The sequence below is a fragment of the Streptomyces sp. So13.3 genome, assembly GCF_005860785.2.
GTDB classification, from domain to species: domain Bacteria; phylum Actinomycetota; class Actinomycetes; order Streptomycetales; family Streptomycetaceae; genus Actinacidiphila; species Actinacidiphila fildesensis.
Map to the genome: position 1 here is coordinate 2,598,158 of NZ_CP048835.1, position 14,948 is coordinate 2,613,105.

Below are 14,948 nucleotides of genomic sequence, written 5' to 3' on the forward strand. Positions count from 1 at the left end.
CGCTGGGAGGTGCCCCCACAACTACCGCTGGGAGGTGCCCCAACGGCTGCCGCTGGGAGGTGCCCCAGCCCGGGGCAGGTCCTGCCCTCCGGGCGGACGCCGCTATTCGTCAGAAACGGTCTGGCGCCACTCTACGGGCTCCGGCGATGCCGTGGATCGGGAGCGGCGCAGGTCGCGGGGGGTACTGCGGGACGGGTGCCGCGGCGGGTACCGCCAGACCCGGCGGTACCGGGATGATCCGCCCCGGAAGTGCCGTGGAAGTGCCTCCCGCCCGGCCGTGCGCAGCCCGGGACCTGCCCGTGACCCGCGACCCCTACCGTTCGGTAGTCACCGTCTGGCAAGCTGCGCGCATGTCTGATCCCGCAGCCGACCGCGTCCGGTACGACCGGGCCACCGCCCATCTCGATGCCCCGGTCGCCATCGTCGACCTGGAGGCGTTCGACGCCAACGCCGCCGATCTGACCCGCCGGGCCGGCGGGAAGCCGATCCGGGTGGCGTCCAAGTCGGTGCGGTGCCGGGCGCTGCTGGAACGGGTGCTGGCCCGTGACGGGTTCGCGGGCATCATGTCGTTCACCCTGGACGAGTCGCTGTGGCTGGCGCGGGCCGGCTTCGAGGACGTGCTGCTGGCGTACCCGTCCGCCGACCGCGACGGCTTCGCGGAGCTGGCCGGGGATCCGAAACTGGCCGCCGCCGTGACGGTGATGGTCGACGACATCTCCCAGCTGGACCTGATCGACGCGGCCCGCCACGGCGGCTCGGAGCGGATCAGGGTCTGTCTGGAACTCGACACGTCCCTGCGGATGCTGGGCGGCCGGGTACGGATCGGCGCGCTGCGCTCCCCGCTGCGGGAGCCCGAGCAACTGGCCGAGCTGGCACGGGCGATCGCCCGCCGGCCCGGCTTCCGGCTCGCCGGGATCATGGCGTACGAGGGCCATGTGGCCGGGGTCGGCGACGCGGTGGCGGGCCGGCCGCTGCGCTCGCGCGCGATCCGGCTGATGCAGGCCGCCGCGCGCAAGGAACTGGCGGTCCGGCGGGCCGAGGTGGTGCGGGCGGTGCGCGCCGTCGCTCCCGAGCTGGAGTTCGTCAACGGTGGCGGGACCGGCAGTGTGCAGCACACGGCGGCGGAGGACGCGGTCACCGAGATCGCGGCCGGCTCCGGGCTGTTCGTGCCGCGGCTCTTCGACAACTACACGTCGTTCCGGGGGCGTCCGGCGGCGCTGTTCGCACAGCCGGTGGTGCGCCGTCCCGGGGTGGGCATCGTGACCGTGCTGGGCGGCGGCTATCCGGCGTCGGGCGCCGCGGGCGCCGACCGGCTGCCCGTGCCGTACCTTCCGCAGGGGCTGCGCTACGACCCGCAGGAGGGTCCCGGCGAGGTGCAGACGCCGCTGCTCGGATCCCCCGCGGACGATCTGCTGATCGGCGACAAGGTGTGGTTCCGGCATGCCAAGGCCGGGGAGCTGTGCGAGCGTTTCGCCGAGCTGCAGCTCGTGGAGGGCGACCGGGTCACCGCGACGGTGCCGACCTACCGGGGCGAGGGCAAGACGTTCCTGTGAGCGCCCCGGCTCCGCCCGCCCCGCCGGCACCGTTTCCGGCGGCCGGCGGGCGCGCGGTCAGACGCCGGTGCCGCCCGTGCCGCCGGAGCCGCCGGAGCCGCCGGAGCCGCCGGCGGCCTTGATGCCCTTGGTGATCTGGTCCATGACGTCGAGCCCGGGGGCCTGCGCGTTGATGTCGAAGCCGTAGCGGACCACGACGAGCTGCTGCGGGCCGGCCGGTGACGGGAAGACCAGCGACTGGACGTAGCCGTCGTCGCCGACCTTCGTCACGACCTGCCAGCGCACCAGGTACCCCTGCTGCCCGGCGACGGTGACCGGCTGCGACAGCAGCTCCTTGTGGGAGGTGAGCCCGCCCTCGTAGGACTGGTCCGCGTTGAGCGGGATGTCCTCCTTGGCGGCGGCCTCGGGCGTCGTGCTCTTGAGCTTGTACGCCACGGCCGGCACGGAGAACACACCGCCGCGGACGCAGTTCTTGGCCGGGTCGGAGACGCACGGGTAGCCGCCGATGGTCAGGCCCGCGCCGCCGGCGCCGGTCTTGCCCTGCCAGCCGGGCAGGATCGGTAGACTGATCTTGTCCAGGGCGTCCACGACCACACCACTGGTCCGGGGCGCCTGGTCGGGACCCTGCGACGGTCCGTCCGAACCGCTCGGCCCGTCGCCCGGGGTGGTCGGCGCGCTGGTGGCCGCCTGGTCGGAGCCCTTGTCACCATCGCTGTTCTTCAGCATGACGACGCCGCCGACCACACCGCCGACGAGGACGAGGACCGCGATGATGCCGATCGCGATCACGCCTCCCCTGCGGGCCGGCCGGTCCGGCACGCCGCCACCGGGATAGGCCGCGTAGGACGGGATGCCGGGGGCCGCGGCCTGGTCGGCCGGGGCCTGGGCGGTCCGCGTGTACTCGCTCCACGCGGCGCCGTCCCACCACCGTTCCAGGGCCGGGCCGTTGCCTGTGTGCCCGGGCTCTGGATACCAGCCGGGCGGGGTCGTCATGGTCACGGCCGTCACCCTAAGGCCACAGCATGAGAATCCCGTAAGTACGGCGGTTACAGGCAGGTCACATGACCGGCAGGGCGGTGTGCCGGGCGGTGCCGCCCGCCCGGCACCCGTCCGCCGCAGGTCCCGCCGCTCGTCCTGTCGTGTATCCCGCCGTAGGTCCCGTCACGCCGGCCGGCGGGTGAGCGACAGCAGGTCGCGGGCGGGTCCCGTCGGGCGGTGGCCGGTGGGCCAGACGGCGCGCAGGACGCGTTCCAGCGCGATGCCCTCCACCGGGACCTCGACGAGCCGGCGGGCGGCCAGCTCGTCGGCCACCGCCAGTTCGCTGAGCACCGCCGGACCCGCGCCGCTCAGCGTGGCCCCCTTGAGCGCGGTGGTCGAGGCGAGTTCGAGCAGCGGTACGGCGAGGCCGCCGTGTCCGGCGAGGGCGGCGTCCAGCACCTGGCGGGTGCCGGAGCCCTGCTCGCGCAGGATGAAGGCGGTGGCGGAGAGCTCGGCCGCGGACAGCGGCTTGCGCCGCCGCGCCCAGCGGTGCGACGGCGCCACCACGACGACCAGCCGGTCGTGCGCGATGACCGCCGCGTCCAGACCGCCCGGCACATCCGTCCCCTCGACGAATCCGAGGTCGGCGCCGCCGCTGATGACACGTTCCGCGACGTCCGCCGAGTTCCCGGCGAACAGCGACACGGCGGTGTCGGGGTGCCGGCCGTGCAGCACGATCAGCCACCCCGGCAGCAGATATTCGGCGATGGTCATGCTCGCCGCGACCCGCAGCCGGGAGTCACGGCGGGTGCGCAGCGCCCGCGCTCCGGCGTCGAACGCCTCCGCCGCCTCCACGACCCGCCGCGCCCACTCGGTGACCAGCGCGCCCGCGTCGGTGAGGGTGGAGCCGGTGGGCGAGCGGTTCACCAGCGCGACGCCCAGCTGCCGTTCCACGGCCCGCACCCGGCTGCTCGCGGCCGGCTGGCTGATGCCCAGCTCGCGGGCGGCCCGGCCGAGGCTGCCGAGCCGGGCGACGGCGAGCAGCAGCTCCATCGCGCCGAGGTCGGGCACCCGGTGGCCCAGGCCCGCCCGGGGGACGCGGTCACCGGTGTCACTGTCTGAACTCATAAGCCCAGGTTATGCCCCCATAGACCTGCGCCGCCTTCCGGCCGGGCCGCCGGGCGGGGAACGTGGACAGCATGGCAACCACCCTCGCCCCTGTACGGGCCCGCGCTCTCCACGATCTGGAGATCCGCTCCGGCGCCCTGCGTCACCTCGGTCCCAACTGGTACGCCACCGTGATGGGCACCGCCATCGTCGCCACCGCGGGCGCCGCCCTGCCGGTGCGCGTCCCCGGTCTGCACACCGCCTGCACCGTCGTCTGGGCGCTCTCCGCCGGACTGCTGGCCACGCTGCTCACCGCCCGTGCCGCGCACTGGCTCCGCCACGGCGACCAGGCCCGCCGGCATCTGCTGGACCCGGCCGTCGCCCCGTTCTACGGCTGTCTGCCGATGGCGCTGCTCGCGGTCGGGGGCGGCACTTTGAGCCTGGGCTCCCCCGTGATCGGGCGGACCGCCGCGGTCGCCGCGGACTCCGTGCTCTGGACGGCGGGCACCGTCAGCGGGCTGCTGATCGCGGCGACGGTCCCGTATCTGATGATCACCCGGCACCGCGTCGAGCCGGGCAGTGCCTCTCCCGTCTGGCTGTTGCCGGTGGTGGCGCCGATGGTGTCGGCCGCGCTCGGCCCGGCGCTGATCGCGCATCTGCCCGCCGGCCAGTGGCAGGAGGCGATGCTGCTGGGCTGCTACGCGATGTTCGGGCTGAGCCTGCTGGGCACCCTGGTGATGCTGCCGCTGATCTGGGGCCGGCTCGTGCAGCACGGGCCGCTGCCGCTCGCGCTGACCCCGACGCTCTTCCTGGTCCTCGGCCCGCTCGGCCAGTCCACGACGGCCGTCAACCAGCTCGCCGACGCCGCACCGGGCGTCGTCCAGGCACCGTACGCGGCGGCCATGAGCGGGTTCGCCGTGCTGTACGGGGTGCCGGTGATGGGCTTCGCCCTGCTCTGGCTGGCGCTGGCCGCGGCGCTGGTGGTGCGGGCGGCACGCCGCGGGATGCCGTTCGCGATGACGTGGTGGGCCTTCACCTTCCCCGTCGGCACCTGTGTCACGGGCGCCGCGGGCCTGGCCCGGCACACCGGCCTCGACGCCTTCGCGTGGCTCGCGGCCGCGCTGTACGTCGTCCTCGTGGCGGCCTGGGCGGTCGCCGGTACGCGGACGGTGCGCGGGCTGCTCAGCGGATCGCTGCTCGCAGTGCCGCGCTGAGCGCGGCGGGCGCGGCCGTGAGCGAGGGGCCGTACCAGGTGAGGTGACGGCCGCCGACGAGCGCGGCGGGCAGGCCGGGGAAGGCTTCCGGGCCGTCGTCGGCGGTGAAGGCGTACGGCTCGTCGGGCAGCACCACCAGATCGGCGCCGGCGGCGCGCAGCTCCTCGACGGGGATCGCCGGATAGCGGTCGGCGTGCTCCGTGTACACGTTGTCCACGCCCAGCCGGGCGAGCAGATCGCCCGCGAAGGTGTCCCGGCCGAGCACCATCCAGGGCCGCCGCCAGATCGGGACGACCGCGCGCAGCCGCCGCCCGGGGACGGGCAGCGCGCGCCAGGCGGCCGCCGCCTCGTCGAGCCAGCCGGGACGTTCCAGGCCGCAGCCGTCGACCAGCACCCGGTGGAGTTCGGCGAAGGCCTGGTCGAGGTCGCGGATCTCGGTGACCAGGACCGGCACCCCGGCGGCTCGCAGTTCGGCGACGTCCGGTGCGCGGTTCTCCTCCTCGTTGGCGATCACGAGGTCGGGCGCGAGGGCGGTGATCCGGGCGATGTCCGGGTTCTTGGTCCCGCCGATCCGGGTCACCTCCAGACCGGCCGGGTGGCTGCACCAGTCGGTCGCGCCGACCAGCAGCCCGGGGGCGGTCCCCGCCACCGCCTCGGTCAGTGAGGGGACAAGCGAAACCACGCGCCGTACGGCAGGACGATGAGTCACCGGCCTACCGTACGGCGCGTGGTCGGGGCCCGGCGCGCACCGTCAGGTCGCGCGGCCGGGCAGCCGGTCAGCCCTTGGCGGCCGCCGCCGGCTTCTTCACCGGCGCGATCTTGTCGATCAGGCCGGGGTTCTTCTTGAGCCAGGCGCGCACGCCGTCCTGCTCATGGTTCTGTCCGGCGTCCTGGATGGCCGCCTCCAGACTGCTGAGTTGCGGCTCGGTGAGCTTGAAGTCCTTGAGCCACTGGGCGACCTGCGGCTCCTTGGCCGCGAACCCCTTGTGGGTCAGGGTGTGCAGGCCGTCACCGGCGCCCCAGGCGCCCATCGGGTCCTTGAGCTTCTTCAGGTCGTACTTGCTGTAGGCCCAGTGCGGGGACCACAGGGTGACGACGACGGGCTCCTTGGCCTTCAGCGACCGGTCGAGCTGGGCCAGCATGCTCGCGGTGCTGCCGGTGGTGACCTGGTACTCGCCCTCCAGGCCGTACTGCTTGAGGACCTTGTCGTTGAGCGCCTTCATCATGCCGGCGCCCGGCTCGATGCCGATGATCCGGCCCTTGAACTTGCCGCCCTGCCCCTTGAGGTCGGCCAGCGAGTCGACGCCCTTGACGTAGGAGGGGACGGAGAGTTCGAGGGAGGTCGGGCCGTACCAGGAGCCCAGGTCGTCCAGGCTGTCCTTGTACTTGTCCCAGTACGACTGGTGGGTGGTCGGCAGCCAGGCGTCGGTCTGGAAGTCCAGCTTCCCGGCGGACAGCCCGGTGTAGAGCGCACCGACGTCGTACTGCGAGAGCTTGGGCTGGTAGCCGCGCTCCTCCAGCGCTTCCTTCCACAGGAAGCTGGACGCGATGCCCTCGTCCCAGGGGATGTAGCCGATGTTCACCGAGCGGCCGTCGCCGACGTTCTTGCCCGCGGCGGCGGTGTTCGTGTCGGCCGAGCCGCCGAAGATGTTCATGCCGCCCGCCACGAGGGCGAGGACGACCACACCGACGACCGCGATGCCGGTCTGCGGCCGGTAGTTCCAGATGCTGGCACCGCGGACGGACGTCAGGGCCGCGGTGGCGCGGCGGCCGAGCGGTGAGACCCGGGTGCCGAGCGAGGAGGTCATCCGGTCCAGGTACATGGCCAGGATGACGACGGAGATGCCGCCCTCGAAGCCCAGCCCGATGTTGACCTGGCTGATCGCGGTGAAGACCGATGCGCCCAGACCTCCGCCGCCGACCATGCCCGCGGTCACGACCATGGACAGGCCCAGCATGATGACCTGGTTGATGCCGGCCATGATGGTCGGCAGCGCGAGCGGCAGCTGCACCCGCAGCAGGGTGTTGCGCGAGGTGGTGCCGAACGCCTCGGCGGCCTCGATGAGATCGCCGTCGACCTGCCGGATGCCCAGTTCGGTCATCCGGACGCCCGGCGGGATCGCGAAGACGATGCAGGAGATGACGCCGGGCACCTGGCCGACGCCGAAGAAGAAGATGCCCGGGATCAGGTAGACGAAGGCGGGCATCGTCTGCATGAAGTCCAGTACCGGCCGCAGCACCGCGCTGACGGTGCGGTTACGGGCCGCCCAGATGCCGAGCGGTATCGCGAGCACGATGGTGATCACCGTGGCGACCAGCACCAGCGACAGGGTCGCCATCGCCTGGTCCCACTGCTGGATCGAGTCGATGAGCGCGAAGCCGGCGAAGGTGAGCACGGCCGCGGTGGGCCCGCGCAGCCACAGGGCGACGACCGCGAGGATCCCCGCGAGCAGCAGCGGTGCCGGCGCGCCGAGCACGGCGTCCAGGCCGTCGTACATACCGGACACGACGTTGGTGATGATGTCGAAGAGCCAGGCGAAGTGGTCACGCAGATAGGTGACGGCGCTGTCGATCCAGTCGCCGAGTTGCAGCCTAGGCATCGGCCGACTCCTTTCCGAGGGTGCTGCCCGGGGTGCCGGCGGAGCCCGCGCTGACGCCTGCCAGCGCCCGGCCGCGGTCCACGTCCTCCATGAAGGAGGCGACGTAGTCGTCGGCGGGCTGCAGCAGGAGTTCCTCGACGGTGCCGTTCTGGACGATCCGGCCGTCGCGCATCACCGCGATCCGGTTCCCGAGGCGCACCGCCTCGTGGGGGTCGTGCGTGATGAAGACGATGGTCTTGTGCAGGGTCTTCTGCAGGTCCACCAGCTGCTGCTGCATCTCGCGGCGGATCAGCGGGTCCAGCGCGCTGAACGCCTCGTCCATCAGCAGGACGGGGGCTTCGGTGGCGAGCGCGCGGGCCAGGCCCACCCGCTGCTGCATACCGCCGGACAGCTGGTCGGGCCAGGACTTCTCCCAGCCGCCGAGCCCGGTCATCTCCAGTGCCTCGCCGGCCCGGCGCTCACGCTCGGCACGGGCGACGCCCTGCACCTCGAGGCCGTAGGCCGCGTTCTCCAGCACGCTGCGGTGCGGGAAGAGCGCGAAGTGCTGGAAGACCATGCTGATGCTGTGCGAGCGCACGCGGCGCAGCTCGGTGTCGTTCAGCGCGGTGAGGTCCTGGCCGTCGAACAGTACGCGTCCGGCAGTGGGTGGAAGCAGTCCGTTGAGCGTGCGCAGGAGGGTGGACTTGCCCGATCCGGACAGGCCCATGACGACGAAGACCTCGCCCTCGCTCACCTCGAAGGAGGCATCGATGACGGCTGGTGTGACACCGTCCTCGCGCAGCTCGTCGCGGTCCGCGCCCGCTTCGAGCCGGCGGACCGCTTCTTCGGGCTGTCGCCCGAAGACCTTGTACAGATGCTCAACTTGCAGCCTTGACACATATACCTCGCGGCTCGCAGGAAGAGCGACGCACAGCCCCCGCTTGTGGGTCGCTCACTTCAAGTCCGGCGGCTGCCCCCCCTTATGCAAACCAAACGCAACGGTGACTCAGGTCATATCTCGTCACATTCGGCGCAAGAGCACCGCGGGCGCCGTGCGGCCCGGCGCGGCGGCGCCGGAATCACCCCGCGCGGGCGTGCCATGCTGGCCGCGTGACTGACGCGCGCCCGAACAAGCTGCTCCTGCTCGACACCGCGAGCCTGTACTTCCGCGCCTATTTCGGCGTCCCGGAGTCGGTGAAGGCACCCGACGGCACCCCCGTCAACGCGGTGCGCGGGCTGCTGGACTTCATCACCCGGCTGGTCACCGACCACAGCCCGGACGAGATCGTCGCCTGCATGGACGCCGACTGGCGGCCGCAGTGGCGGGTCGACCTCATCCCCTCCTACAAGGCGCACCGCGTCGCCGAGGAGGCGCCCGAGGGTGCGTCGGGACCGGACACCGAGGAGATCCCCGACACGCTCTCCCCGCAGGTCCCCGTCATCGAGGCCGTCCTCGACGCCATCGGCATCGCCCGCGTCGGCGTCGCCGGTTACGAGGCGGACGACGTCATCGGGACGCTCGCCGGCCAGGCCCTGTGGGCGGTCGACATCGTCACCGGTGACCGCGACCTGTTCCAGCTGGTCGACGACGCCCGCGGCGTGCGCGTGCTCTACCCCCGCAAGGGTGTCGGCGACTGCGACTTCATCACCGAGGACGTCATCCTCGAACGCTACGGCGTCCGTGCCGACCAGTACGCCGACTTCGCGGCGCTGCGCGGCGACGCCAGCGACGGCCTGCCGGGGGTGAAGGGCATCGGCGAGAAGACCGCCGCGCAGCTCATCAACGAGCACGGCGACCTGGCCGGGGTCCGGCGTGCCGCCGCGGACCCGGTCTCCAAGCTCACCCCCGCCAAGCGCCGGGGCATCCTGGAGGCCTCGGACTACCTGGACGTCGCCCCCAAGGTCGTCACGGTCGCCCCCGACGTCCCGCTCCCCGCGTTCAACCCGGCCCTGCCCACCGAGCCCGCCGACCCCGAGGTCCTCGAAGCCCTCGCCGCCCAGTGGGGTCTGGGCAGTTCCCTGATGCGCCTGCTGGACGCGTTGGACGAGGCGCACTAGGGCGCGTTCCGAAAGGAGCGCCGTTCACAATGCCGAGGCGCAGTCCGACACTTCGGACAGAACTGACCCGCGAATGGCCAAATTCGAAAGGATCTTCCCTCAAAACAGTGCGGGATCAGTCGGTCGCGGTGTGTACTGTGCGGATCCGCTTTCGGGGCGGATGGTGCCCCGTTCCCCCCGCTCCCTGATCTCCCTGAGGTCCATTCGATGATCGAAATACCGGACCTGGCCGCCGGCGGCCTGGCCGCCGGGACCGTGTTGGCGTTCGTCCTGGGGGGCGGGCTGTTGCGCTCGCGCCGTCACCGGGCCCGGCAGGGCGAGGAGATCGCCGCCCTGCGCACCCATCTGGACGGCGCGCGGCAGGAAATCGGCCGTTCCGCAGACGCGTTCACCGCCGAGATCGTCCACTTGGCGAACCAGCGCATGCCGGCCGAGGCCACCCGCGCCGCCCACCCGCACATCCAGGTGCCGGGGCCGCTCCACCCGGAGCTCGCCGGCACCGGTCTTGGCGCGGGCCTGGACAGTGTCCTGGACGGGCTGCTGACCGCCATGGCGCAGGAGCGCAAACGGGTCGACGCGGCCGCCCGCGCGGGCATGCGCGGCGCCACCCGGGACATCCAGGCCGGGCTGTACCGGCTGCAGGACGTCCTGCGCGGCATGCAACAGCGCTACGACGACCCGGAGTTGTCGCAGACGCTGTTCGCCCTCGACCACGAGAACGAGCAGTCGCTGCGGCGCGCGCAGGTCACCGCCGTGGTGTGCGGTGCCTGGGTGGGGCTGGCCCGTGAGGAGTCCCATCTGGTGGAGGCGGTGACCGGTGGCCAGTCCCGGCTCGTCGGCTACCACCGGGTGCGGATCCACAACCACCTGGAGCCGGGCATGGCGCTCGTCTCGCACGCCGTGGAACCCGTCGCGATCATCGTCGCCGAACTCCTCGACAACGCGCTGCGGCACTCCGCTCCGGACACCGAGGTCACGGTGAACCTCGAACGCGCCCACCACGGCGTCTCGGTCACGATCGACGACGCCGGGGTCGGCATGGCCACGGACGAACGGGCCTACGCGCAGCGGATGGTGGCGGGACGTGACCCGATCCTGCTGTCCGAGCTGGGCGACCCGCCCCGGATGGGGCTGGCCGCGATCGGCCAGCTGACCCGGAAGTTCGACCTGTCCGTCGACCTGTCGTCGCCGTCGCCCTACGGCGGCGTCCGCGCGGTGCTGCTCGTCAAGAACCACCTGCTCAGCCGGATCGACCCGGTCGAACGGCCGCCCGCCGCCAGCACTCCGCGCTCCACCCGCCCGGAGGCGCCGGCGGAGGCGCGGCCCGTGCCGCACACGCGGACGCACACGGCCGCGCACACCACGGCGCAGCCGGCGGCCCCCGTCGCCGCGCGCGACTCCGCCGTCATCACCCATGAACCCGCGCCGGACGGCGACGCCCTGCCGCAGCGCCGCCGCAGGGCCCGCGCCGACGCCGTGCCCGCCCAGGCGGCGGCCGAGCCGGCCGCACCGCGGGTGCGGGAGCGGACCCCCGAGGAGGCGGCCGCCGCGCTCGGCGCCCTGCAGTCCGGGACCGCCGCGGCCCGATCCGCACTCGAAACCGAAGGGAACGACCCGCGATGACCAGCCGAGAAGCCGGTGACACGGCGTGGGTGCTCGACCCGATTCTGGAGATCCCGCACGTCCGGGCGGCCGTCCTGCTCACCAGGGACGGGCTGGTCTCCGGGTTCTCCGCGGCACTGTCGCAGGCCACCGCGGAGCGCACCGCCGCGATCACCAGCACGGTGCAGGGCGCGTGCCGGGCGGCCGCCGCGGCCTTCGCGGACCAGGACGACGCACAGATCCGCCAGATCGTCATCGAGTCCGACCACGGCTACATCCTGGTCGCGCCCACCAGGCACGGCTCGGTCGTGGCCGCCTTCGGCGACCCGGAGGTCCGGCTGGACCTGCTCGCCCACCGGGTGCACTCGCAGGTGGCACGGCTCGGTGAGAAGGCGATGGCCGCCGCGCCCCGGGGAGCCGATGGCGGCTCTCCGGTATGACGGGCCGCCGGAGCGGCCGCCCCCTGGTCCCCGCGTATCTGTCCACCGGCGGGGTGGCGCGGCCGAGCCGCAACAGCCTGGAGCGCCTCTCGGTGCTGACCGGCGGGGAGCACGTCCCCGACGGGCTCCCCGCCGCCCGGCACGCGCTGCTCAAGGCGCTGGACGGCGGCTCGCTGACCGTGGTGGAGACCGCGGCCCTGCTGGAGCTGCCGGTCTCCGCCGTACGCGTCCTCGCCGCCGATCTGATCGACCTGGGGCTGGTGAGCGCCCGCCCGCCGGTACCCCTGGCCGCCCTGCACGACCCCGACCTGTTGAAGAGAGTGGCCGATGGCCTCCGCGCCCTCAAGCAGTAGCACCGGCACCGGTGGCCTGCACCTGCCGGACAGCGCCCGCGATCTGGTGAAGATCCTGGTGGCGGGCCCGTTCGGGGTGGGCAAGACCACGCTGATCGACTCGGTTTCGGAGATCCGTCCGCTGCACACCGAGGAGCACATGTCCGAGGCGTCGGTCCAGGTCGACGACCTGGCCGGGGTGCGGGACAAGACCACCACCACGGTCGCCATCGACTTCGGGCGGATCAGCCTGGCGGGCGGCGTCGTGCTCTACCTGTTCGGCACTCCCGGCCAGGAGCGCTTCCGTTCCCTGTGGGCGGACATCGCCTACGGGGCGCTCGGCGCGCTGGTGCTGGTCGACACCCGCCGTATCGACGACTCCTTCGACGTGCTCGGCCTGGTGGAGGAGACGGGGCTGCCGTACGCCGTGGCGCTCAACACGTTCCCCGACTCGCGGCCGTACACCGAGGACCAGCTCCGCCGTTCCCTGGACCTGGATCCCGGCACGCCGATGGTGAGCTGCGACGCCCGGGACGCCAACTCCTCCATCGACTCGCTGCTCGCCCTCGTCCAGCACCTGATAGCCCGCGACCGTCCGGAGACCTGGTGAACCCCTCTCCCTATCCCGCCCCCGCCGAGACCTTCTCGCTGTCCGCGCCGGTGCGCCTGTGGGAGGACGGCTTCGCCGCCGACCCGCACGCCTACTACGCGACGTTGAAGGCCCAGGGCCCGATCGGCTGGGCCGAGCTCGCGCCCGGCATCCCCGCGTACGTCGTCACCGACCGGCGAGCCGCCCTCGAGGTGCTGCACGACCCCGAGACCTGGTCGCACGACCCCCGGCCGTGGGAGGCCACGGTCGCCGAGGACTCGCCGATCCTCGGCATGATGCGCTGGCGCCCCAACACCCTGTTCTCCGACGGCGACGCCCACATCCGCTACCGCCGCACCCTGGTCGACGCCTTCGACCTCGTGGAGCCGCACGACCTGCGTGAGCGGGTGCACCACGCGGTGGACGTCCTGGTGAACCGGTTCGGCCCGGCGGGCAGCGCCGACCTCGTCGCCGACTTCGCCCGCCCGCTGATGTCGCTGATCTTCAACAACCTGTTCGGCCTGCCGGACAGCGAGAGCGGCCGGCTCGAAGCGGCGCTGGGCAAGATGATGGAGGGCGGCGCCGACTCCGCCGAGGGCGAGGCCGAGTACGGCAGTTACGTCATGGGGCTCGTCGGCGCCAAGAGCGCGCAGCGCGGCGAGGACCTGACGAGCTGGCTGCTGGACCACCCGCTGGAGCTGACCCCGGAAGAGGTCGTCTGGCAGGTCTTCCTGACCCTGGGCGCGGGCCATGAACCCAGCGCGAACCTCGTCTCCAACGCGCTGTCCCGCATCCTCGGCAACCCCGCCTACTACTCGACGCTGACCAGCGGTTCGCGCCCGGTCATGGAAGCGGTCGTCGAGGTGCTGCGGTACGAGACACCGCTGGCGAACTACGGCATCCTCTACGCCCGCGAGTCGCTGAGCTTCCACGGTGTCTGGGTGCAGGCGGCCGTCCCCGTCGTCGTCTCCTACGGCGCCCTCGCGCTCTTCTCCGAGCAGGAGTTCGCCGGGGCCCACCACCCCCGCGACGCCTCGCATCTGTCGTGGTCGGCGGGCGAGCACGCCTGCCCCGTGAAGCAGCAGGCCCTGCTGATCGCCACCGAGTCCATCGAGCGGCTCACCCAGTGGCTGCCCGACCTGACGGCGACCACCCCGCGCGAGGACCTCAGCTGGCGCCCGGGACCGTTCCACCGCTCCCTGAAGGCGCTTCCCGTCCGCTTCACCCCGCGTATCCCCGACCAGCCTGGAGACCGAGCATGACCGTGTCCCCCCGTGTGGCCATCGACCCGTTCGGCGCCGACATCCCCGCCGAGAGCGCCCGGCTGCGTGCTCTCGGCCCAGTGGTGGCCGTCGAGCTGCCGGGCGGCATCCCCGCCTGGGCGCCCACCGGCTACGACACCCTCAAGGCGCTGATCCTGGACCCACGGGTCAGCAAGGACCCGCGCAAGCACTGGTCGCTGTTCCCGGAGATCGGCGAACACCCGGCCTGGGGCTGGATCATGGGCTGGGTCGGGGTGGTCAACATGCTGTCGACGTACGGCCCGGACCACACCCGGCTGCGCAAGCTCGTCGCCCCCAGCTTCACCGCCCGGCGCACCGAGGCGATGCGCGCCCGGGTGGAGCAGATCACCACCGAGCTCCTCGACCGGCTCGACGCCTCGGGCGCGTCGGGCGAGCCGGTCGACGTACGGGCCGGCTACGCGCACCCGCTGCCGATGCAGCTGATCTGCGAGCTGTTCGGTGTCCCGGACGAGCTGCGCGAGGACACCGGCCGGCTGATCGCCGCCATCATGGACACCTCCGATCCCAGCCCGGAGCACGCCGCGTCCGTCCAGCACCAGATCGGCACCGTGCTGCCCGCGCTCATCGGCCACAAGAGCGAGCACCCCGGCGACGACATGACCACGGAGCTCATCAAGGTCCGTGACGAGGAGGGCGACCGGCTCAGCGACGAGGAGCTGCTCTACACCCTGCTCCTCGTCATCGGCGCCGGCTTCGAGACCACCGTCAACCTCATCGGCAACGCCGTGGTCGCGCTGCTGCAGCACCCCGAGCAGCTCGCGGCGGTCCGCGCCGGCGAGATCGGCTGGGACGGCGTCATCGACGAGGTGCTGCGCGTCGCGCCGTCCATCGCGTCGCTCCCGCTGCGGTTCGCCGTCTCCGACATCACCATCGAGGGCGTGACGATCCCGGCGGGCGACGCCATCGTCACCACGTTCGCCGCCGCGGGCCAGGACCCGGAGCACTACGGGCCGGGCGCCGCCGAGTTCGACGCCGCCCGGAAGTCGGACGACCACCTCGCCTTCGGCATCGGCGTCCACCGCTGCATCGGCGCCCCGCTGGCCCGGATGGAGGCCCTCACCGCGCTCCCCGCGCTCTTCGAGCGCTTCCCGGACCTCCAACTCGCGGTCAAGGCGGATGAGTTGCGGCAGGTCCCGTCGTTCATCGCCTACGGCTGGCAGGAGATCCCGGTCCGGCTGCACGGATAGGGCCT

The 14,948-nt window shown here is 72.6% G+C and carries 13 protein-coding genes and 1 pseudogene; 9 read left to right on the plus strand and 5 right to left on the minus strand.

Annotation, left to right across the window (positions count from 1 at the left end):
* Positions 1 to 350: 350 nt before the first annotated feature.
* Positions 351 to 1,553 (plus strand): amino acid deaminase/aldolase, encoded by a 1,203-nt coding sequence (locus tag C8250_RS11825; protein ID WP_138354845.1) that lies wholly within the window; start codon positions 351 to 353, stop codon positions 1,551 to 1,553.
* 57 nt (positions 1,554 to 1,610) lie between these two features.
* On the opposite strand, the gene C8250_RS11830 is transcribed toward C8250_RS11825, so the two are convergent.
* Positions 1,611 to 2,546 (minus strand): DUF2510 domain-containing protein, encoded by a 936-nt coding sequence (locus C8250_RS11830; protein ID WP_138354872.1) that lies wholly within the window; start codon positions 2,544 to 2,546, stop codon positions 1,611 to 1,613.
* A gap of 168 nt (positions 2,547 to 2,714) precedes the next feature.
* Complete coding sequence (locus C8250_RS11835) at positions 2,715 to 3,659, minus strand: LysR family transcriptional regulator (protein ID WP_138354844.1); 945 nt, start codon at positions 3,657 to 3,659, stop codon at positions 2,715 to 2,717.
* Positions 3,660 to 3,730: 71 nt separating this feature from the next.
* Here C8250_RS11835 and C8250_RS11840 point away from each other — a divergent pair, with 71 nt between their 5' ends.
* Positions 3,731 to 4,852: a TDT family transporter gene (locus C8250_RS11840; protein WP_138354843.1), complete on the plus strand. Its 1,122-nt coding sequence runs from the start codon at positions 3,731 to 3,733 to the stop codon at positions 4,850 to 4,852.
* On the opposite strand, the gene C8250_RS11845 is transcribed toward C8250_RS11840, so the two are convergent.
* From C8250_RS11845 to C8250_RS11855, 3 genes and pseudogenes are all read right to left on the minus strand, one after another.
* On the minus strand, positions 4,821 to 5,561 hold the full coding sequence (locus C8250_RS11845; protein ID WP_138354842.1) for a helical backbone metal receptor: 741 nt from the start codon (positions 5,559 to 5,561) through the stop codon (positions 4,821 to 4,823). The genes C8250_RS11840 and C8250_RS11845 overlap by 32 nt on opposite strands.
* A gap of 67 nt (positions 5,562 to 5,628) precedes the next feature.
* A complete protein-coding gene (locus C8250_RS11850) occupies positions 5,629 to 7,452 on the minus strand; it encodes an ABC transporter permease/substrate binding protein (RefSeq protein ID WP_138354841.1) in 1,824 nt (607 codons plus the stop codon).
* A 61-nt stretch (positions 7,453 to 7,513) separates the two neighbouring features.
* A pseudogene (locus tag C8250_RS11855) lies at positions 7,514 to 8,329 on the minus strand (glycine betaine/L-proline ABC transporter ATP-binding protein); the annotation flags it as partial.
* Positions 8,330 to 8,541: 212 nt separating this feature from the next.
* Between C8250_RS11855 and C8250_RS11860 the strand changes: the two are divergent.
* From C8250_RS11860 to C8250_RS11890, 7 genes are all read left to right on the plus strand, one after another.
* Positions 8,542 to 9,489, plus strand: coding sequence for a 5'-3' exonuclease (locus C8250_RS11860; RefSeq protein ID WP_138354839.1), 948 nt, complete (start codon positions 8,542 to 8,544; stop codon positions 9,487 to 9,489).
* Between the two features lie 207 nt (positions 9,490 to 9,696).
* Positions 9,697 to 11,112 carry an ATP-binding protein gene (locus C8250_RS11865; protein WP_138354838.1) on the plus strand — a complete coding sequence of 472 codons (1,416 nt, stop codon included), beginning with the start codon at positions 9,697 to 9,699 and terminating at the stop codon, positions 11,110 to 11,112.
* On the plus strand, positions 11,109 to 11,531 hold the full coding sequence (locus C8250_RS11870; protein ID WP_138354837.1) for a roadblock/LC7 domain-containing protein: 423 nt from the start codon (positions 11,109 to 11,111) through the stop codon (positions 11,529 to 11,531). Before C8250_RS11865 ends, C8250_RS11870 begins: the two co-directional genes overlap by 4 nt.
* Entirely contained in the window at positions 11,528 to 11,884 is a 357-nt protein-coding gene (locus C8250_RS11875) for a DUF742 domain-containing protein (protein WP_138354836.1), read from the plus strand. Before C8250_RS11870 ends, C8250_RS11875 begins: the two co-directional genes overlap by 4 nt.
* The gene (locus tag C8250_RS11880) at positions 11,859 to 12,473 is read left to right on the plus strand and encodes an ATP/GTP-binding protein (protein WP_138354835.1); all 615 of its coding nucleotides are present in this window, start codon (positions 11,859 to 11,861) and stop codon (positions 12,471 to 12,473) included. The genes C8250_RS11875 and C8250_RS11880 overlap by 26 nt, the downstream gene beginning before the upstream one ends.
* A complete protein-coding gene (locus C8250_RS11885; protein ID WP_187144813.1) occupies positions 12,470 to 13,714 on the plus strand; it encodes a cytochrome P450 in 1,245 nt (414 codons plus the stop codon). Before C8250_RS11880 ends, C8250_RS11885 begins: the two co-directional genes overlap by 4 nt.
* Positions 13,711 to 14,943, plus strand: a complete 1,233-nt coding sequence (locus tag C8250_RS11890) for a cytochrome P450 (protein ID WP_138354834.1) — start codon at positions 13,711 to 13,713, stop codon at positions 14,941 to 14,943. The genes C8250_RS11885 and C8250_RS11890 overlap by 4 nt, the downstream gene beginning before the upstream one ends.
* Positions 14,944 to 14,948 lie beyond the last annotated feature (5 nt).